Source organism: Nocardioides sp. JS614 (assembly GCF_000015265.1).
In the GTDB taxonomy this organism is placed as follows: Bacteria; Actinomycetota; Actinomycetes; order Propionibacteriales; family Nocardioidaceae; genus Nocardioides.
Genome location: NC_008699.1, coordinates 4,156,886 through 4,175,411, shown reverse-complemented (window position 1 = coordinate 4,175,411; position 18,526 = coordinate 4,156,886). Strand labels below are relative to the sequence as shown.

General features: G+C 72.9%; 16 protein-coding genes and 1 pseudogene. 8 read left to right on the top strand and 9 right to left on the bottom strand.

Features of this window, described 5'->3' with window-relative positions:
• Positions 1-96 precede the first annotated feature (96 nt).
• The 3 genes and pseudogenes from NOCA_RS21495 (at position 97) to NOCA_RS21490 (ending at position 3,456) form a co-directional block, all read left to right on the top strand.
• Entirely contained in the window at positions 97-2,634 is a 2,538-nt protein-coding gene (locus tag NOCA_RS21495; protein ID WP_011757387.1) for an ABC transporter permease, read from the top strand.
• A 93-nt stretch (positions 2,635-2,727) separates the two neighbouring features.
• A pseudogene (locus tag NOCA_RS28515) lies at positions 2,728-2,946 on the top strand (GntR family transcriptional regulator); the annotation flags it as partial.
• 30 nt (positions 2,947-2,976) lie between these two features.
• Positions 2,977-3,456 carry a GntR family transcriptional regulator gene (locus tag NOCA_RS21490; RefSeq protein ID WP_238383516.1) on the top strand — a complete coding sequence of 160 codons (480 nt, stop codon included), beginning with the start codon at positions 2,977-2,979 and terminating at the stop codon, positions 3,454-3,456.
• A gap of 181 nt (positions 3,457-3,637) precedes the next feature.
• Here NOCA_RS21490 and NOCA_RS21485 read toward each other — a convergent pair whose 3' ends face one another.
• Complete coding sequence (locus tag NOCA_RS21485) at positions 3,638-3,982, bottom strand: hypothetical protein (RefSeq protein WP_140404083.1); 345 nt, start codon at positions 3,980-3,982, stop codon at positions 3,638-3,640.
• Positions 3,983-4,056: 74 nt separating this feature from the next.
• Between NOCA_RS21485 and NOCA_RS21480 the strand changes: the two genes are divergently transcribed.
• Together NOCA_RS21480 and NOCA_RS21475 are read left to right on the top strand one after the other, a co-directional pair.
• A complete protein-coding gene (locus NOCA_RS21480) occupies positions 4,057-4,800 on the top strand; it encodes a copper homeostasis protein CutC (RefSeq protein WP_011757384.1) in 744 nt (247 codons plus the stop codon).
• Entirely contained in the window at positions 4,797-5,057 is a 261-nt protein-coding gene (locus NOCA_RS21475) for a DUF4031 domain-containing protein (protein WP_011757383.1), read from the top strand. Before NOCA_RS21480 ends, NOCA_RS21475 begins: the two co-directional genes overlap by 4 nt.
• 40 nt (positions 5,058-5,097) lie before the next feature.
• Here NOCA_RS21475 and NOCA_RS21470 read toward each other — a convergent pair whose 3' ends face one another.
• Positions 5,098-5,703: an HD domain-containing protein gene (locus NOCA_RS21470; RefSeq protein ID WP_011757382.1), complete on the bottom strand. Its 606-nt coding sequence runs from the start codon at positions 5,701-5,703 to the stop codon at positions 5,098-5,100.
• 79 nt (positions 5,704-5,782) lie between these two features.
• On the opposite strand from NOCA_RS21470, the gene NOCA_RS21465 reads away from it, so the two are divergent.
• Positions 5,783-6,157: a nuclear transport factor 2 family protein gene (locus tag NOCA_RS21465; protein WP_011757381.1), complete on the top strand. Its 375-nt coding sequence runs from the start codon at positions 5,783-5,785 to the stop codon at positions 6,155-6,157.
• Here the strand turns inward: NOCA_RS21465 and NOCA_RS21460 are convergent.
• From NOCA_RS21460 to serA, 3 genes are all read right to left on the bottom strand, one after another.
• Positions 6,154-7,416 carry an MSCRAMM family protein gene (locus tag NOCA_RS21460; protein ID WP_011757380.1) on the bottom strand — a complete coding sequence of 421 codons (1,263 nt, stop codon included), beginning with the start codon at positions 7,414-7,416 and terminating at the stop codon, positions 6,154-6,156. The genes NOCA_RS21465 and NOCA_RS21460 overlap by 4 nt on opposite strands.
• A 56-nt stretch (positions 7,417-7,472) precedes the next feature.
• Positions 7,473-8,342 carry an oxygenase MpaB family protein gene (locus NOCA_RS21455; protein WP_011757379.1) on the bottom strand — a complete coding sequence of 290 codons (870 nt, stop codon included), beginning with the start codon at positions 8,340-8,342 and terminating at the stop codon, positions 7,473-7,475.
• A gap of 183 nt (positions 8,343-8,525) precedes the next feature.
• Positions 8,526-9,719, bottom strand: coding sequence for a phosphoglycerate dehydrogenase (gene serA, locus NOCA_RS21450; RefSeq protein WP_011757378.1), 1,194 nt, complete (start codon positions 9,717-9,719; stop codon positions 8,526-8,528).
• Positions 9,720-9,883: 164 nt separating this feature from the next.
• Here serA and NOCA_RS21445 point away from each other — a divergent pair, with 164 nt between their 5' ends.
• Positions 9,884-12,607, top strand: coding sequence for a secreted protein (locus tag NOCA_RS21445; protein ID WP_011757377.1), 2,724 nt, complete (start codon positions 9,884-9,886; stop codon positions 12,605-12,607).
• Between the two features lie 115 nt (positions 12,608-12,722).
• Here the strand turns inward: NOCA_RS21445 and NOCA_RS21440 are convergent, their stop codons facing one another.
• Positions 12,723-14,078: a TrpB-like pyridoxal phosphate-dependent enzyme gene (locus NOCA_RS21440; RefSeq protein WP_011757376.1), complete on the bottom strand. Its 1,356-nt coding sequence runs from the start codon at positions 14,076-14,078 to the stop codon at positions 12,723-12,725.
• Positions 14,079-14,301: 223 nt separating this feature from the next.
• Between NOCA_RS21440 and NOCA_RS21435 the strand changes: the two genes are divergently transcribed.
• Positions 14,302-15,003 carry a hypothetical protein gene (locus NOCA_RS21435; protein WP_041546785.1) on the top strand — a complete coding sequence of 234 codons (702 nt, stop codon included), beginning with the start codon at positions 14,302-14,304 and terminating at the stop codon, positions 15,001-15,003.
• Between the two features lie 30 nt (positions 15,004-15,033).
• Here the strand turns inward: NOCA_RS21435 and NOCA_RS28355 are convergent, their stop codons facing one another.
• The 3 genes from NOCA_RS28355 to NOCA_RS28350 form a co-directional block, all read right to left on the bottom strand.
• On the bottom strand, positions 15,034-15,930 hold the full coding sequence (locus NOCA_RS28355; RefSeq protein WP_238383382.1) for a M23 family metallopeptidase: 897 nt from the start codon (positions 15,928-15,930) through the stop codon (positions 15,034-15,036).
• A 278-nt stretch (positions 15,931-16,208) separates the two neighbouring features.
• Positions 16,209-17,849, bottom strand: coding sequence for a DNA repair helicase XPB (locus NOCA_RS21425; protein WP_011757374.1), 1,641 nt, complete (start codon positions 17,847-17,849; stop codon positions 16,209-16,211).
• 143 nt (positions 17,850-17,992) lie between these two features.
• Positions 17,993-18,520, bottom strand: a complete 528-nt coding sequence (locus NOCA_RS28350) for a CGNR zinc finger domain-containing protein (RefSeq protein WP_011757373.1) — start codon at positions 18,518-18,520, stop codon at positions 17,993-17,995.
• Between the last annotated feature and the right edge of the window lie 6 nt (positions 18,521-18,526).

Sequence of the window (18,526 nt, the reverse complement as noted above, 5' to 3'; positions counted from 1 at the left end):
GCCCGCACTTCCGCGGGGACCCCGCATGAACACCCCACGAAACTGCGCACTTCCCCCGCTGCGCTCCTCCGGCCCGCACTTCCGCGGGGACCCCGCATGATCAAGGCCGCCCTCAGGAGCCTGCTCGGGCGCAAGCTGCGCCTGCTGATGAGCACCTTCGCGATCGTGCTCGGGGTCGCGTTCGTCGCCGGCTCGCTGATCTTCTCCGACATGCTCAACCGGAGCTTCACCGCGATCTTCGCCTCGACGGTCGGCGACGTGATCGTGCGCCCGGAGGGTGGCGCGTCCCTCGACGGCACCCCCTCCACGCTCACGGTCCCGTCCGACCTGCTCCCGCGGCTCGAGTCGGTCCCCGGCGCCGCCCGGGTGGACGGCAACGTCAGCGCCGTCGGCGTGTTCGTGGTCAGCCGCGAGAACAAGCTGATCGGCGGCAACGGCGCGCCCGGCATCGGCGTCAACTGGAACGACGCCCCTGCGGGCCACGGTCTCGAGGGGCTCTCGGTCGTCGAGGGCCGGGTGCCGGAGGGCGCCGACGAGGTGGCCCTCGACGTCGCGGCCGCCGACAAGGCGGGGTACGCCGTCGGCGACACGATCCGGGTGATCACCTCGACCGACACCCCGGTGCTGCAGCCCGAGCTGGTCGGCCTGGTCGACTTCGCGGACGGCGGCTCGCTCAACGGCGCCACGCTCACGGTCTTCGACACGACCACGGCCCGGGACCTGTTCCTCGGGGGCGAGGACGCCTACACCGACGTGTGGGTCACCGCCGAGGGTGGCACCTCCCAGGCCGAGCTGCGCGACCGGGTGCGCGAGGTGCTGCCCGGCGACCTGGAGGCGATCACCGGCGACGACGCGGCCGACGAGAGCGGCAACCTGCTGCTCGAGGCCGTCTCGTTCATCACGACCTTCCTGCTGATCTTCGCCGGCATCGCGCTCGTGGTGGGCGCGTTCCTCATCGCCAACACGTTCTCGATCCTGGTCGCGCAGCGCAGCCGCGAGCTGGCGCTGCTGCGCGCCCTGGGCGCCTCCCAGCGGCAGGTCACCCGCTCGGTCCTGGTCGAGGCCGCCGTCGTCGGGGCGCTGGGTTCCACGCTGGGACTCGGCCTCGGGGTGCTGCTCGCGCTGGCGATCCGGGCGATGTTCGAGCAGGTCGGCCTGGACCTCTCCGGCCAGGGGATCATCTTCGCCCCGCGCACGGTGATCGCCGGCTACGCCGTGGGCGTGCTGATCACGATGGCGGCCGCCTGGCTGCCGGCTCGCCGTACGGCGCGGATCGCGCCGGTGCAGGCGCTCCGCGACGACGTGGCGCTCCCGGAATCCTCGATCCACCGGCGCCTGGTGGCCGGGGTCGTGCAGCTGGTCGTGGGCGCGGTCGCGCTCACCGCCGGGCTGTTCTTCGACGTCCCGCGGGCCGGGTGGCTGGTCGGCGTCGGCGTGCTGCTGATCTTCCTCGGGGTGGCCACGGCCAGCCCGGTGATCGCGCGGCCGGTGCTGCACCTGTTCGGCGTGCTGTACCGCCGCGCGTTCGGCCCGGTCGGCAACCTGGCGGGGGAGAATGCGCGGCGCAACCCCCGGCGTACCACCGCGACCGCCTCGGCGTTGATGATCGGCCTCGCGCTGGCCACGACGATGGCAATCCTCGGCGCCTCGGCGAAGGCCAGTGTCGACCGCATCATCGAGGACAACTTCGTCGGCGACTTCGTCGTCGGCAACGTGGTCGGCCAGGGCTTCTCGCCCGCGATCGGCGACCAGATGGCGCGGGTCGACGGGGTCGAGGCCGTCGTGCGGCAGCGCTACGTGCCGATGGAGGTCGACGGCGACGACACCTACGTGTCCGGCGTCGACCCGCACGACCTCTCCGGGCTGCTCGACCTGACGATGACCGAGGGCAGCCGCGACGACCTGGTCGACGGGTCCGTGCTGGTGTCCGAGGAGTACGCCGCCGACCACGGCGTGGCCGTCGGCGACCAGATCGAGCTCGACACGCCCGCCGGCACCGACAGGCACCCCGTCGTGGGCGAGTTCGAGGAGAACCCGCTGATCGGCACCGGCATCGTCACGACGCTGCCGACCCTGGTCGCGGCCGGCTACCCCGAGAGCGACAACCAGCTGATCATCGACACCGACGGGTCGCCGGGGGTCCACGAGCGGCTCGACGCGGTGGTCGCGGACCTGCCGGTCGTCTCGGTCAAGGACCAGGCGGAGTTCGCGGCGGAGCAGCGCGAGCCCATCGACCAGCTGGTGCTGATGATCTACGCGCTGCTCGGGCTGGCCCTGGTGATCGCGGTGCTCGGCATCGTCAACACCCTCGCGCTCTCGGTCATCGAGCGCACCCGCGAGCTCGGGCTGCTGCGGGCGATCGGCGTCAGCCGCCGTCAGCTGCGCCGGATGATCGGCCTCGAGTCGGTGGTGATCGCGGTGCTCGGGGCGGTGCTCGGGCTGCTCCTCGGCCTGTGCTTCGGTGTGGTGCTGATGTACGCCCTGCGCGACGAGGGGCTCGAGGTGATCAGCGTCCCGGGCGTCCAGCTCGTGGTTTTCTTGGTGCTCTCGATCGTCATCGGGTTCCTGGCCGCCGTGTTCCCGGCCCGCCGGGCCGCACGTCTCGACGTACTGCAGGCAATTGCGGCAGAGTGAGCCCTGATGATGCGACGGATCCCTCGGTCTTGATCCCTCGAGTCCACGTCGTTCCCCCCGATCTGGGGACGCGGAGGTCGATGTCTGCCTAAAGTGCCCCTTGTGGACGAGTTGCTGGTGACTGAGGGGCGTGCACTCAAGCACGTTCAGGTGCGCGAATATGTGCGCACTCTCGTCACGGGGGCGGCACCCGGTTCACCTGCACCGTCTGAGCGTGAGCTGGTGCATCGGTTCGGGGTCGCCCGCATGACGGTGAGACAAGCTATGGATGCCCTCGTGGTCGAGGGCCTTCTCGAGCGGATTCCCGGGCGGGGCACTTTCGTGGCCCGCCCGCGGCGGGCCGTGAGCCGATTGACGAGCTACACCGAGGAGATGGCGCGACGCGGCCTGCTGGCCGAGTCGCAGACCCTCCTCGCGCGGCGCGAGCAGGCCGGGCCCGGCGTGGCGCGGGCGCTGAACGTGACGGAGGGGGACGCGGTCATCCATTGGCGGCGGCTCCGCCGGGCGGACAGCGCGCCGATGTGCGTGGAGGACGCCTACCTCAACGAGGTGCTGCTGCCCGGCTTCCTGCAGAGCGGCATGCCGACCAGCCTGTACGACGCGCTGGACTCCCGCGCCCTGCGCCCGAACTGGGCCGAGGACTCGATCAACGCCGACGTGGCCAGCGAGGAGGAGGCCGGCCTGCTGGACATCACCGCCGGCACCCCGGTGCTGCGCCACTCGCGTCGCGCGCTGTGCGGGGAGAAGGTCGTCGAGGTCTCGCGCACGGTCTACCGGGCCGACCGGTTCACCATGTGGATCCAGGTGGGCTCGGAGAGCTAGGTCGTCCCTCGGCTGGGTCGCCGCTTGCTGGCTCCACGGCGGGTCGGTTTCCCCGGGTAACCGGGGAAACCGGAACTGTTGGCCCGAAACTTCGGCCGAGAAGTTCCAACTTCCCCGGTGAACCGGGGAAACCGACCCCGAGCCGGAGCGCCGCCGGCAAGTCCGTTTGCGGCGACGTTGTTCACAGCCCACCCAGCGGCGCGACGACGTCGCCGGTCTCCTCGCAGACCCACACCGGGTCGGGGCCGCCGAGGTCGGGCTGGATGTAGAGCGCGTGCACCGGCGCGTGCTCGCCGCACTGCAGGCAGACCGGCCAGCGCCCGACGCTCTCGAACAGCGCGTCCTGCACGTCCTGGGCGACCAGGCCGGCGACGTACTGCTCGCCCTCGGGCCACTGCTCCGCCCACCACTTGCGCTGGGCGACCGCGTCCTCCAGCGCCGAGACCGCGGCCGCCGTCGCGTGCTGGCGGGCCTGCAGGTCGGCGAGCACCCGGGCACGCGCGTCGAACAGCAGGGCGTTGTCCATGGCCCCCATCATGCCCCGCGGCCGGTAGCGCGCGGCGTCTCGATCCGGGCGCCCCCGGGGCCTACCATTTTCCCATGAGCCAGGCGCTCCTCGAGGTGACGGTCCTCGACCCGCGCGACGTCCCCGGTGCCGCGGAGGGTGGCGCGGACCGCCTCCACGTGGTCGCCCGCGGTACGCCGGCGGCCACCTCGCCCGAGCCAGCGCTGGTCTCCGGCGTGTGCCGCGAGAGCGAGCTGCCGGTCTTCGTCCTGCTACGGCTCAACCAGACCTGGACGACGACCGGCGGCGAGCTGACCCGGCTGGTCGGGCTCGCCGAGGACTACCTGGGCTGCGGCGCGACCGGCGTGGCGTTCGGCTTCCTCGACTCCGACCTCGAGGTCGACCGGGACGTGTGCGCCCACCTCGCGGGTGCGCTGCCGAACGTGCCCTGGACGTTCGGGCGGGCCATCGACGACACCTTGGACCTGCGCCGGTCCTGGCGCCGCCTCCTCGACCTCCCCGGCCTCGTGGGCGTCCGGTCGGCGGGCTCGCCGCGCGGGCTGGAGGCCGGGTACGACGAGCTCCTGGCGCTGGCGTCCGGCGATCCTGCGGTGGCCCGGCTGCTGATGCCGGGCGGCGGGCTGCTGGCCGAGCACGTCCCGTGGCTGGTGCGCGCCGGGGTGCGCCAGTTCCACCTCGGGGCGCAGGTGCGCCCGGGCGCGTCGTACAAGTCGTTCGTCGACGCCGGCCACGTGCGCTCGTGGCGGCTGCTGCTGGACGACGTGGTCGACGAGGCTGCGCGCCGGGAGCACGCGCGGGCGGCGCGCCCCGCCGGATGATCCTCATCGACCCGCCCAACGCAGCCGGGCACGGTCGGCTCTGGTCGCACCTGGCGAGCGACGTGTCCTACGACGAGCTGCACGCCTTCGCGGCCGCCCTCGGGATCCCCGCGCGCGGGTTCGACCGCGACCACTACGACGTCCCGGCCGAGCGCTACCACGACCTGCTCGCCGCCGGCGCGACCCCGGTCTCCTCCCGCGAGCTCGTGCACCGCCTGATCGCGGCCGGCCTGCGGCGCCGGAAGGGTAGTCCCTGACGGTTGCGGGCTCCGTGCCGGCGGGTCGACCCCGCAACCGTCAGGGACTACCGGCCAGGGAGGTGAGCTCGCGCTCCACGTTGACGCGGGCGGCGTCCTCCCAGGCGGCCCGGGCGTGGGCGGTGTGGAAGAGGTGCGGCTTGGCGAGCAGGTCGCCGAGCACGGCGGCGCGGCCCCGGGCGAACTGCTCGTCGGGGACCTCGGCGTACTCCCGGCGGACCGACGCGACGTACGCCGCGTAGCGCTCGGCCGGCGCCGCGAGGATGGCGAGGTCGGCGTCGCAGAGCGCAGCGCCGTTGCGGTCGCCGCGGGCCGGGCGGTGCCGCTCGGTCAGCCGCACCAGCCGTACCACCTCGTCGACGATGTCGGGCGCGACCAGCGCCGGCAGCGCCTCGGCGGCCCAGGCTGCCGAGCGGGCCTCCGCCTGCGGGCGCCCGTCGTACACGCCGTCGTGGAACCAGGCGGCGAGCACCACCGGCATCCGGTCGAAGGCCTCGCCACGCGCGGACAGCTCGTGGACCCGCTCGAGAACCTCGGCCAGGTGCCGGGTGTCGTGGTAGTGCCGCTCGGGGTGGGCGTAGGCCGCCACCAGCCGCGCGGCGAGCTCACGGGCGCCGGCCAGCGGCCAGGCGAGCAGCAGGTCCACGGGCTCATTGAAGACCGTGCGCGCGGGCGCCCGCTACGGTGGTCCCTCAACGAGAACGTGTTCTAGAAAGGGAGGGTCGATGGTCGCGAGCAGAGCGCGGGTCCGCGAGGTCGTGGAGCGCTACGTCGAGCTGGTCGCCTCAGGGTCCGCGGACGACATCGTCGCGCTGTACGCCGAGGACGCGGTCGTCGAGGACCCGGTCGGATCGGAGCCCCGGGTGGGACACGCGGCGATCCGCGAGCTCTACTCGACCCTGGACGGCCTGGACCAGCGGACCCGGCTGCTGGCGGTGCGGATCGCCGGCGGCGAGGCGGCCTTCCACTTCGAGGTCGTGACGCTCGCCGACGGCGCCACCTACACGCTCGCACCGGTCGACGTGATGGCCTTCGACGACGACGGCCGGATCACCAGCATGCGCGCCTACTGGGGCGACGAGGATCTGGTGATCGGTTAGCAGTTCTCGCTGGTGCGGGGGACCGCGAGGTCACCGACGAAGGTCTCCTGGCCCGAGGTGACGCCGTAGGAGCCCTCGGCCGGGAACGACGCCTGCTCGAAGTGGCACCACCGCTCGCCAATCATGAATCCACCACTCTGCTCGGTGGGCTGCACGTCGATCACCAGGCCCGACTGGGTCGCGATCTGGCCTTCGACCTTGAAGTTGCCTTCGGCGTCGCTGAACCCCGTTGCGATCGGGTCGCCGTCCGCGTTGTAGAGGGTCACGGTGGCGCCCTTGGCGCCCTCGAAGGGCGGCGCCAGCGCGAAGGTCGGATCGCCGCCGTCGACCAGCGTGCCCGTGACCCACCCGCCGCGCTTGGTGAGCCGGAACTTGCCGAAGGCCGGCCGGCCGGAGCGCACCGTGGCGTTCTTGACCGCGCCCTCCGCGGCGAACCACACCCCGGCCCCGTCGAACTTCGCGGTGTAGCCGCCGGGATAGGCGCCCTTGAAGACGAAGGTGCCGTTGCTCGACGTGTCGGTCCACCACTGGCCGGTCTGCTTGCTCATCACGGTCAGTGTCGCCTTGCGGCCCAGCAGCCCGTTCGGCGTGAAGACGTAGACGGTCAGCTCCCCGGCCCGGGTCGGGAGCTCGATCCGGATGTCCTTGATCTGGCCGGGCTTCACCGCACCGGCCCAGGTGCTCTTGCCGACCCAGGTCCGCGCCTTGTCGAAGGTGAACACCGAGTACTGGCTCTGGGGCAGCCCGCCGACCGCGAACCGGCCGCGCTTGTCCGCGACGGTCGAGAAGGACTGGCGACCGCGATTGGCGGCCACGACGGTGGCGCCGTTCAGCGGCCGGCCCTGGCGGTTGACGGCCCTGCCGGTGATGGCCGCGCCGGCCTGCATCGTGACGTTGCGGGTGGTGAGGTCGTTCGCGCGGACGGTCACCATCACGTCGGTGGGGGCGAACTTGGACACGTCGTACGCCGGCCGCTGGTCGACGAACTGGAGGTAGTAGGTCCCGGGGCCCAGGGTGAGCGAGTAACTGCGCGTGCTGCCCAACTTTCGCTGGCCGACGTAGTTCCAGTCCTGGTCGAACCACAGCAGCTTGAGGCTCGGGCACTTCGCCAGCCTCGGACAGGTGATCCCCCCGTTCGCCAGGCCCTTGTCCGCCCGTGCCTGCGCCCCCGGAGCGGCGCCGACGGCCAGCACCGCGGCGAGCAGCCCCACGACGAGCGACAGCACCGCGGCGCGCGACGGACGGATGGGCGGGAGCATGTGCTCATCGTAGGAGCGGCCCCTTCAGTCGCGCTCAAGCACAGATCAGCGTTTGCTCAAGAAGCCCGGCGGCCGGTCCGCTGCTCCCGCCCGGGGGCCATCGCCCACCGGATGGTGCCGGTCGCGATCGTGCCGAGCGCCCGCACCACGGTCCGCTCCGAGACCGGCAGCCACGGCAGCCGGAGCGGCCGCCGGGTCCAGCGCGGCATCAGCGCGACGGCAGCCGCCACCAGCACGCCGTACGGCGCCCGCGCGGCCACCGGCAGCGGGGGGCGCAGCAGCAGGTAGGACACGGCCTCGCGGGCCTCGGGCGTCGCGCGCAGCTCCGGGCGGTACGCCGCCAGCGCCGCCGCCAGCCCGGCCTCCGTGGTGGGTGGGTCGACCACGCCGAGCCGCCGGGCGACCTCGGCGGTCTGCGCGACGTACCGGTCCCGGTCGGCGCCGGCGAGCGGCTCCTTGCCGTAGACGGTGTGCGCCCGCAGGAAGCTGTCGACCTCGGCCACGTGGACCCAGCCGAGCAGGTGCGGGTCGGAGGCGGCGTACGGCGTCCCGTCCGGCATCGTGCCGACCACGCGCTCGTGGATCGCTCGGACCACGTCGACCGCCCGCTGCGCGTCCTCGGCGTGACCGAAGGTGGTCACCGCCAGGAACCGGCTGGTGCGGGCGAGCCGGCCCCACATGTCGCCGCGGTAGCCGGAGTGCTCCGCGACCCCGCGCATCGCCGCCGGGTGCAGGGTCTGGAGCAGCAGGGCGCGGATGCCGCCGACGAACATCGAGGCGTCGCCGTGGACCCGGGCGATCGGGCTGTCCGGCTCGAACCACCGCGGCCCGGGCCGCCCGTGGATGCGCGCGGCGTGCTTGGCGCCGTCCGGTCCCGCCACCCGTCGGAACAGCTCCCTGCCCAACCGCTCGCGCACTCCCGGCATGCCTCGAGCGTACGTTCCGATCCCGCGCACACCCTTGATCGGCGATCCGGGTGCGGCATCGCGCGGGGGCGGTTTCCCCGGTTCACCGGGGATGTTGGAACTGTTGACCCGAAGTTTCGGGCCAGAAGTTCCGGTTTCCCCGGTTCACCGGGGAAACCGCCGGGGGCCTCGGGCTCGGGCAGCTCACCAGGTGCGCAGCCAGATGGTGTGGTCGGCCTCGGCGAGCTTGGCCAGGGCGTCCTGGGGCAGCGGGTCGAGGGTGTCGGTGACGACGTACCCCTGCTGGCCCCGGGTCGAGAGGTACTGCCCGGTGACGTTCGCGTTGGCGTCGGCCAGCAGGTCGTTGACGCTCGCGAGCACGCCGGGGACGTTGTCGTGGAGGAAGCCGATCCGGTGGCCGACCTCGAGCTCGGGGGCCTGGACCGTCGGCAGGTTCACCGACAGCTCGGTGCGGCCCTGCCGGGTGAACGCGGCCAGCTTGCCGGAGACGAAGTGGCCGATCTCCTCCTGCGCCTCCTGGGTGGAGCCGCCGACGTGCGGGGTGAGGATCACGTTGTCGAGGCCGCGCAGCACCGACTCGAACGGGTCGCCCTGGGCCTTCGGCTCGATCGGGAAGACGTCGATGGCCGCGCCGGCGATGTGCCCCGACAGGACGTGCTCGCGCAGCGCGACGTCGTCGACGACCATCCCGCGCGAGGCGTTGATGAACAGGCTGCGCGGCTTCATCTTCGCGAACTCCTCGGCGCCGAACAGCCCGGCGTTCCCGGGGCGCCCGTCGACGTGGATGCTGACGACGTCCGCCTCGGCGAGCAGCTCGTCGAGGCTGCGCATCCGCTGCGCGTTCCCGTGGGCGAGCCGGTCGGCGGTGTCGAAGAAGATCACCCGCAGGCCCAGCGCCTCGGCGACGTTCGAGAGCTGGGTGCCGATGTTCCCGTACCCGACGATGCCCAGGGTCCGGCCGCGCACCTCGTGGCTGCCCTTGGCGGACTTGTCCCACACGCCCTCGTGCATGCGCTGGGTCTTCTCGGTGAGCCGGCGCCCGAGCGCGATGATCTCGCCGATCACCAGCTCCACGACGCTGCGGGTGTTGGAGTACGGCGCGTTGAACACGGCCACGCCGCGGCGGCTGGCCGCGGACAGGTCGACCTGGTTGGTGCCGATGCAGAAGCAGCCGACCGCCATCAGGTCGGTCGCCGCCTCCAGCACGGGCGCGGTGAGGTGGGTGTTCGACCGGATGCCCAGCACCGACACCCCGGGCAGCTCTTCGATGAGCTCGGCCTCGGAGAGGGATCGGGACCGCAGCTCGACCTCGAAGCCATGGCCCTCGAGGATCTCGACGGCGGCCGGGTGGATGTTCTCGAGCAGCAGTACCTTCACGACTCACCAGCCTAGGTCGGCGGCAACGGCCGCACCGAACCGGCGCCGCAGGGTGGGACGCTGCGACCTCGCCCACGAGCGTGGGGGTGACGTAGGGATCACACCGCCGCCGAGCCCGCCGGTTTCGCCACGGGCGCCGTCTGGCACCGGCATAGTTGCTCGGCATGGGACCACGCCGGCGGATCGCCGCTGCAGCACTCGCGGTACTCGCCGCCGCCAGCCTCGCGACGCCGAGCTTCGCCGTCGCACCAGGAGGCGGGTCGGCGACAGCCACCGGGAGCACCGGTCTCGATGACTCGACCGTCGGCAGCTGGCACGTCCTCGACCTCGGGGCCGGCCGGTACGTCGTCTCCTGGCGCTCGCCCGTCGCGTTCCCCCTGGGCGCGGACCGGCCGACCATCGCGGGCCCGGCCGACGTGCTCGTCGGCACCCCGGAGCTCGCCGCCGACGGGCGCACCGTACGGGCGGTGGTCACGGCCGCGACCCGGCCCGACCCGGCCGACTTCGACGTGCTGCTCTCCGGGGACCGGCTCGACGCCCGCGGCGACGACCGCTACCGCACCGCGGCCACCCCGGCCCGGGGCCTGGACCTGCCCGGCACCGAGACCCTGCCGGTCGACCCGGCGACGCCGGGGCCGTACGCCGTGGCCTCCAGCGACTACGAGCTCGACCCCGTGAAGCTGGCCGGGATGCCGGTGCCGGTCGAGATGGTCGGCCACGTGGTGGAGCCCGCGGCCGACGCCGCCACCGGGCCGCGTCCGCTGGTGCTGTTCCTGCACGGCCGGCACAGCGTCTGCTACGACCCGCAGGACGCGAACGCGTTCGGCGACTGGCCCTGCCAGCCGCCGATGCAGGAGATCCCGAGCCAGCTCGGCTACGACTACATCCAGCAGGTGCTCGCCTCCCAGGGCTACGCGACCGTGTCCGTGCGGGTCAACGGGATCAACGGCCAGGACTGGCGGCTCGCCGACGGCGGCGCCGACGCCCGCGCCGAGATCGTCGAGCAGCACCTCGACCACTGGGTCACCCTGGCGGCCGACCACCAGGTCGACCTGAGCCGGGTCGTGCTCGTCGGGCACAGCCGTGGCGGCGAAGGGGTCGACCGCGCCGCCATCCAGATCCCGCTGACCGCGCCCTACCGGATCGTCGGCCAGGTCCTCATCGCACCGACGGACTTCGGAGCGCAGACCGCGGCGTACGTCCCGACCGTCACCCTGCTGCCCTCCTGCGACGGCGACGTCAGCGACCTCCAGGGCCAGAAGTTCACCGACGGCGCCCGCGACCTGGTCGCGGGGGACACCTCGCTGAAGAGCTCGGTGCTCGTGATGGGTGCCAACCACAACTTCTTCAACACCGAGTGGACCCCCGGCCTCGCGCAGGCGCCTGCGTGGGACGACTGGGGTGGCGCGCCGAAGGCGACCTGCGGCAAGCGCAACCCGGACCGGCTCTCCCCCGAGGAGCAGCAGGCGGTCGGCACGGCGTACGTCGCCGGCGCGGTGCACCTGTTCGCCGACGACGAGCAGGACCTGCTGCCGCTCTTCGACGGGTCGCGGGCGCGGGTGGCCTCGACCGGTGCCGCGCAGGTGCTCAGCCACGCCATCGGCGGCGGCCGGGACGAGCGCGCCCCCGGCGTCGGCGTCGACCGGGCGCTGCCCGAGGGCGCGACCACGCGGCTGTGCCAGGGCATGAGCTCCTTCGACCGGGTCTCGGCGTGCATCAGCGGCGTCGGGTACGCCGGCATCCGGCCGCACTGGCCCGAGGCCTACGAGCGGGTTCCCACCCGTACGTTCTTCGAGATGTCGTGGACCGCGCCCGGCCAGGCCGGCGGGCTGCTCCTCGAGCAGCCGCTCGACCTCAGCACGGGTCGCCTGGAGCTGCGCACCATCGTCGACCCCGAGGTCGGCCCGGCCGACCTCCAGGTCCGGATCACCGACGCCGAGGGCGCCAGCGCGCTGCTCGCCCCGGCGGATGGCGCCCTGCCGGCGATCGACCGCGGCACCGACGTCGAGAAGTACTGGGCGCAGACCCTCGTGGTCGACCCCGCCGGGGCCACCGGCGTGGACCTGGCCCGGGTCGTCCGGGTCGACCTCGTCAGCGCCAGCGACCGGGGCCGGGTCTGGGTCGCCGACCTGGCGGCCGCCCCGGCTGCGCTCGCGTCGGTGCCGGACCTGCGGCTGCCGACCGTCGACGTCGGCAGCGTGCGGATCCCCGAGGGCGACGGCCGGTCGCCGGTGACGGCGTACCTCCCGGTCGACGTGGTCGGCGAGATCACCCGGCCGGCGCGGCTCGTGGTCATGACGGCCGGACAGGCCCGCGGGTCGGCCCAACGCTTCACGCTCGACCTGGCGCCGGGCCAGACGTCGGCGCAGATCCCCGTCACCTACCAGCCGGACCGCGCCGACGACTACCGCGCCGCGATCACCACGGCCACCGTGTGGGCCACCCGCAACGTGATGACCGATGCGTACGTCGGCCGGCTGACCGTCCTCGACGACGACCCGACGCCGCGGACCACCGTGCGCCCGGTCGCGCGCGGCATCAGCGAGGGCGAGTCCGCGCGCTGGCGGATCTCGATGGCCAAGGGCGTCGACTACGAGCAGTTCGTCAGCGGCCGGGTCGTGCGCGGGCCGCGGCACCCGGTCAGCGCCGGCGACGTCGACACCCGCTGGATCGCCCAGCACCTCGGCCCCGACGCCGACCTCGACCAGCCGCTGTGGACCTTCCGGCCGATAGTGTTCGCGCGGCTGCGCGCCGGCGTCCGCGTCCTCGAGATCGCGATCCCGGTGCGTCGCGACGGCGTGGCCGAGGGCCGCGAGTCGCTGACCCTCCAGCTCCGCGTCGGCAAGGAGCGGTTCACCCGGACGGTGTACGTCAAGCCCTCGGCCTGAGGGGCCGGCGGCCGGCGGTTTCCCCGGTGAACCGGGGAAACCGGAACTGTTGGGCCGAAACTTCGGCCGAACAGTTCCGGTATTGGCCGGGAGGTCCCGGCCGGCTCGGCGTCGGTCAGACCTGCGGGATGCCCGCCAGCGCCGCGGTGAGGTCCGCGTCGGACAGCGGGTCGTCCTCGAGGTGGCCGGAGAGGAACGACTCGTAGGCACCGAGCTCGAGCAGGCCGTGCCCGGAGAGCCCGACGACGATCACCGGCTCCGCCCCGGACTCGGTCGCGGCGAGCGCCTCGCGGCGGGCCTGGGCCAGCGCGTGCGAGGACTCGGGCGCCGCGACGATGCCCTGGGTGCGGGCGAACTCCAGGCCAGCCTCGAAGCACTCGCTCTGGTGCAGCGCGGTGGCCTCGATCAGGCCCTCGTGCACGGCGTGCGAGACCAGCGGCGCCATGCCGTGGTAGCGCAGCCCGCCCGCGTGGATCGGCGACGGCACGAAGTCGTGGCCGAGCGTGTACATCTTCATCAAGGGTGTCAGCCCGGCGGTGTCGCCGAAGTCGTAGCGGTACTCGCCCCGGGTCAGGGTCGGGCAGGACGTGGGCTCGACCGCCAGGATCCGGGGAGCCTGCGTGCCGGCCAGCTTCTCGCGCAGGAACGGGAAGGCGAGGCCGGCGAAGTTCGACCCGCCGCCGGCGCAGCCGACCACGAGGTCGGCGCCGGACTCACCGGCCTTGGCCAGCTGGCGCAGCGTCTCCTCGCCGATCACGGTCTGGTGCAGCAGCACGTGGTTGAGCACCGAGCCGAGGGCGTACTTGGTCGTCTCGTCCTGGGCGGCGACCTCGACCGCCTCGGAGATCGCGATGCCCAGTGACCCCGGGTGTCCGTCGGGGAACGCCTTGCCGGACTCGGTGAGCCGGCTCGGGGAGCGGTGCACGGAGCCGCCGAACACCTCGATCAGCGTCCGGCGCTGCGGCTTGGAGTCGTACGACGCGCCGACCTGCCAGACCTCGCACTCCACGTCGAACAGGGAGCACGCGTAGGCCAGCGCGGTGCCCCACTGGCCGGCGCCCGTCTCGGTCGTGAGCCGGCGCACCCCGTGCAGGGAGTTGTAGTAGACCTGCGGCACCGAGGTGTTGGTCTTGTGCGACCCGGCGGGCGAGACGCCCTCGTACTTGTAGTAGATCCGCGCCGTGGTGCCGAGCTTCTGCTCCCAGCGGCGGGCGCGGTAGAGCGGGCTGGGCCGGTACTGGCGATAGACCTCGCGCACCGGCTCCGGGATCTCGACGTACCGCTCGCCGCTGACCTCCTGGAGGATCAGCTCCATCGGGAACAGTGCGGCCAGGTCGTCGGGTCCGACCGGCTCGTGGGTGCCGGGGTGGAGCGGCGGCGGGGGCGGCGTCGGCAGGTCCGCCACGATGTTGTACCAGTGGGTGACCTGCTCGGACTCGTCCAGCGTGAACATGACCTGGTCGTCGTTCATGGCGGCAGCGTAGCGATCCCGCACCCCGGCCGCCGGTGCTCTCCGGCGGCCGAGACGCGGGCCACATCGAGCCCGTCCCAGGGGCTTGGCGGGGATCAGCCCGAGCCGTCCCGCCTCGGGTCGTCTCCTTGCGTCAGCGGCGGTCGGTCGGCCGGTGCCGCCGTACCGTAGGTGCCCGGAAACCCTTTGCGCACACGGAACTCGCCGTGCCTCACTGGCGGGTGTGAACCCGACCATCCCGACCGTGGATGCCTTCCACGCCCTGGCGCGCAGCTCGCCGTGGCGGTGGACGACGCTGCACTTCCGGCATCGGGCCACTCTGGTCGAGGACGGGGTGGAGGCATGGCTGCGCAGGCCGGGCCGGCTGCTCGTGCGGACGCCGGACGGCCAGGAGCGCCGCGTGGTGGAGCAGGCGGGCAGCAGCCGCGCGATCGGGTTCGCGGTCGACGTCGACGCCGGTCTCGATCCCGATGCTGTTCCCGGTGTGCAACCGGTTCCGCCGCCCGCCTACGGCTCGGCGTACGGCGACCATGACCCGATGTGGGTCAACTACCGGTGGGTGGCCGCGCTGAACCCCGTCGAGCTCAGCCACCACGTGGCCATGGACCGCCTTCGCGTCGACGAGGTGGCCGGTCGGCCGGCGTGGCGGGCGGACCTGCAGGCGCTGCCCGGCTACGACCCGCGTTGCGGCGGCAACTGCTGCGAACTGCTCTGGAGCGAGGTCGGCCGGGTGTGCGAGGTGTCCGACCCGGCCGACGCGTACCACCCGCCGGGCGAGGACTACCCCGACCACTACGACGTCGCCCTCGATGTCGCAACCGGGGTGGTGGTGCGCTGCCTGCCGGTGGGAGGCGACCCGGCGAGCCCCTGGCTCGAGAACGACATCCTCGAGGTCGACGCCGACCTGCCTGGGGTCACCGGCTGACGCAGCGCCCCGGCTCGCGAAGTGCTGCGGTCAGGGGTCGACGCCGTGCTCCTCGAGGGCGTTCTCCGGGTCGACCGGGCTGCCGCCTGCGGGCCGCACCTCGAAGTGCAGGTGAGAGCCGGTGACGTTGCCGGTCGCGCCGACGGCGCCGATCACGGCGCCGGTCCCGACCCGGGCCCCGACCCGGACATCGGTGCGCGACAGGTGGGCGTACCAGGTCTCGGTGCCGTCGGGGTGGGTGATCTCGACCTTGTTGCCGTAGGCGCCCGCCCAGGCGACCGAGGTGACCGTGCCGGCGGTCGCGGCGCGCACCGGCGTGCCGGTCGGCGCGGCGAAGTCGAGGCCGGTGTGGGTCGAGGACCACAGCCGGCCGGACGCACCGAAGCGGGCGGTCAGGTGGTAGTCGGCGACGGGCGTGGTCCACGGTGCGCCGCCGAACCACTGCATCGTCTGCGAGGTCGCGCGCAGCATCGCCGCGAGCTGGCGATCCGCCCACATCGCGTGCTTGATCTCCAGCCGTTCCCTGCGCGTCGGGTTCTTCTCCGGCTCGGCGGCGGCGGGCGTGGCCTTGCGGGCGGTCGTGGACGAGCGGCTGGGGCCGCGGTCGGCGTCCTTGCCGGTGGCACGCGACGGGTCGGTCTGCTGGGCGGTCTTCCGGCCGCTCTTCTCTCCGGTCGGCCGCCCGGTCGCCGGTGTCGGCTGCGGTGCCTCCGCCACCACCGCCGGGTACGGTCCGCCCGGGTCGGCGGCCGTCGCCGCCTGGGTCGGTGCCGTCCGGACCGGCGGATCCGCGACGACGGTCACCGCCACGTCCCCCGCCGTGGCCAGAGAGACAGCCTGCGCGACCGTGATGCCGGCGTACCCGGTGACGGCGGCCGCGACGAGGAAGGTGCCCACGCCCGCCCAGGAGTGGAGACGACTCGTCACGCTCGGTGCGGATGCACCGGTCGGGCGGGGGTCGGGCACGGACTACCTCGAGACGGACGGGGCGTTACCCCCGTCCCATCGGCACGTGGCGCCCGATGCTGAGGGACCGGCCCCCGCCGAGATCGCCACCGCCACCCGGTGGCTCAGCGAGGCCCGCCCGTCGGTTTCCCCGGTTCACCGGGGATGTTGGAACTGTTGACCCGAAGTTCCGGCCCAAGAGTTCCGGTTTCCCCGGTTCACCGGGGAAACCGACCCCCGGGCCTGCCGGGCCGACCGCCCTACGCCGGCAGGTCCTCCGCATCCACGATCCGGTAGGCGTAGCCCTGCTCGGCGAGGAAGCGCTGCCGGTTCTGGGCGAACTCGGCGTCGACGGTGTCGCGGGACACGATCGTGTAGAAGTGCGCGGTGCGACCCTCGGTCTTGGGCCGCAGCAGCCGGCCCAGGCGCTGGGCCTCCTCCTGGCGGGAGCCGAAGGATCCGGAGACCTGGATCGCGACCTCGGCGGAGGGCAGGTCGATGGAGAAGTTCGCGACCTTGGAGACGACCAGCAGCCCGATCTCGCCGTGCCGGAAGGCGTCGAACAGCCGCTGCCGCTCGGCGACCTTCGTCTCGCCCTTGATCACCGGCGCGTCGAGGGCCAGAGCCAGCTCGTCGAGCTGCTCGATGTACTGACCGATCACCAGCGTCGGCTGGCCCGGGTGGGCTGCGACCAGTGACTCGACGACGTCGATCTTGTGGTGGGTGCAGGACGCGAGCCGATAGCGCTCCTCGGGCTCCGCGGTCGCGTACGCCAGCCGCTCGCCCGAGGGCAGCGTGACCCGCACCTCGACGCAGTCGGCAGGGGCGATCCAGCCCTGCGCCTCGATGTCCTTCCAGGGCGCGTCGTACCGCTTCGGCCCGATCAGCGAGAACACGTCGCCCTCGCGGCCGTCCTCGCGCACCAGGGTCGCGGTCAGGCCGAGCCGGCGCCGGGCCTGCAGGTTCGCGGTCATCCGGAAGATCGGCGCCGGCAGCAGGTGCACCTCGTCGTAGACGATCAGCCCCCAGTCCCGGGCGTCGAGCAGCTCGAGATGGGGGTAGACGCCCTTCCGCTTGGTCGTCATCACCTGGTACGTCGCGATGGTGACCGGCCGGATCTCCTTGACCGCCCCGGAGTACTCGCCGATCTCGGCTGGCGTCAGGGAGGTACGCCGGACCAGCTCGTCCTTCCACTGCCGCGCCGACACGGTGTTGGTGACCAGGATCAGCGTGGTCGCCTGCGCCTCGGCCATGGCGGCCGCACCGACCAGCGTCTTGCCGGCCCCGCAGGGGAGGACGACGACCCCGGAGCCGCCGTGCCAGAACGACTCGGCCGCCTCGCGCTGGTAGGCGCGCAGGTGCCACGCGGTCTCGTCGAGCGCGATCGGGTGGGCCTCGCCGTCGACGTACCCCGCGTAGTCCTCCGCCGGCCAGCCGAGCTTGAGCAGCGCCTGCTTGAGGTTGCCCCGCTCGGAGGCGTGCACGACGACCGTGTCCTCGTCGATGCGCGCGCCGAGCATCCCCGCGACCTTCTTCGCGCGCAGCACCTCCTCGAGCACCGGCCGGTCGGTGCTGACCAGCACCAGCCCGTGGACGGGGTGCTTCTCCAGCCTCAGCCGGCCGTAGCGCGCCATCGTCTCGGCGACGTCGACCAGCAACGCGTGCGGTACGGCGTATCGGCTGTACTCCAGCAGCGTGTCGACGACCTGCTCGGCGTCGTGCCCGGCGGCGCGGGCGTTCCAGAGGCCCAGCGGCGTCAGCCGGTAGGTGTGGACGTGCTCGGGGGAGCGCTCGAGCTCCGCGAACGGCGCGATCGCCTTGCGGCAGTCGGCGGCGCGCTCGTGGTCGACCTCGAGCAGCAGCGTCTTGTCCGACTGGACGATCAGGGGGCCGTCGTTCACTTCACGATCCTAGGTGGTGGCGGTGGGGTCGGAGCGGCCGGCCAGTTTCATCGGTCGGCCGATGAACCTCGCACTTGGACGATGAAGCTGCATCGTCCAGGCACGAGTTCTGTCGGTCGGCCGATGAAACTCGCGCGCGCCGTTCAAGCCGAGGCGACGGCCTTCCGCCGCGCCCGGAAGGCGGCGACGTTGGCGCGCGAGGAGCACCGCTCGGAGCAGTAGCGTCGCGACCGGTTCGGCGAGGTGTCGACGAAGACGTCCGTGCACGGCGGCGCGGCGCACACCCCCAACCGGTCCGGGCCCAGGTCGCACACGAGCGTGGCGAGGCCCAGGAGTGACTCACCGACCAGGAGGTCGGCGACGGTGGCGTTGGCGGTGGCGACGTGGAGGTGCAGGTCGTGCTCGTCGTGTCCGGAGATCCGCGGGGTGACCGGGTGCCGCGCCATCAGGTCGTTGAGCCGCTCGACCACGGCGGCGGTGTCCTCCGTGGCGCCCGCCTCGAACACCGGCCGCAGCTCGCGCTGGAACTTGCGCAGCAGCATGCAGTCACGGTCGGTGGCGCGCTCGACCAGGCGGTCGCGGCCGTCGAGGTACGCCACCAGGTCGTCGACATCGGCCATGTCGGCGTTCAGGAGGGCCGCGGAGGCCTCGGCGTACCGGAGGAAGTCCATGCTTCA

Bases quoted from the DNA above. Each gene is read 5' to 3' on its own strand.
- NOCA_RS21495 (WP_011757387.1), top strand. From the start codon at position 97: ATGATCAAGGCCGCCCTCAGGAGCCTGCTCGGGCGCAAGCTGCGCCTG.
- NOCA_RS21485 (WP_140404083.1), bottom strand. From the start codon at position 3,982: ATGGACAACGCCCTGCTGTTCGACGCGCGTGCCCGGGTGCTCGCCGAC.
- NOCA_RS21480 (WP_011757384.1), top strand. From the start codon at position 4,057: ATGAGCCAGGCGCTCCTCGAGGTGACGGTCCTCGACCCGCGCGACGTC.
- NOCA_RS21475 (WP_011757383.1), top strand. From the start codon at position 4,797: ATGATCCTCATCGACCCGCCCAACGCAGCCGGGCACGGTCGGCTCTGG.
- NOCA_RS21465 (WP_011757381.1), top strand. From the start codon at position 5,783: ATGGTCGCGAGCAGAGCGCGGGTCCGCGAGGTCGTGGAGCGCTACGTC.
- NOCA_RS21460 (WP_011757380.1), bottom strand. From the start codon at position 7,416: ATGCTCCCGCCCATCCGTCCGTCGCGCGCCGCGGTGCTGTCGCTCGTC.
- NOCA_RS21455 (WP_011757379.1), bottom strand. From the start codon at position 8,342: ATGCCGGGAGTGCGCGAGCGGTTGGGCAGGGAGCTGTTCCGACGGGTG.
- NOCA_RS21445 (WP_011757377.1), top strand. From the start codon at position 9,884: ATGGGACCACGCCGGCGGATCGCCGCTGCAGCACTCGCGGTACTCGCC.
- NOCA_RS21440 (WP_011757376.1), bottom strand. From the start codon at position 14,078: ATGAACGACGACCAGGTCATGTTCACGCTGGACGAGTCCGAGCAGGTC.
- NOCA_RS28350 (WP_011757373.1), bottom strand. From the start codon at position 18,520: ATGGACTTCCTCCGGTACGCCGAGGCCTCCGCGGCCCTCCTGAACGCC.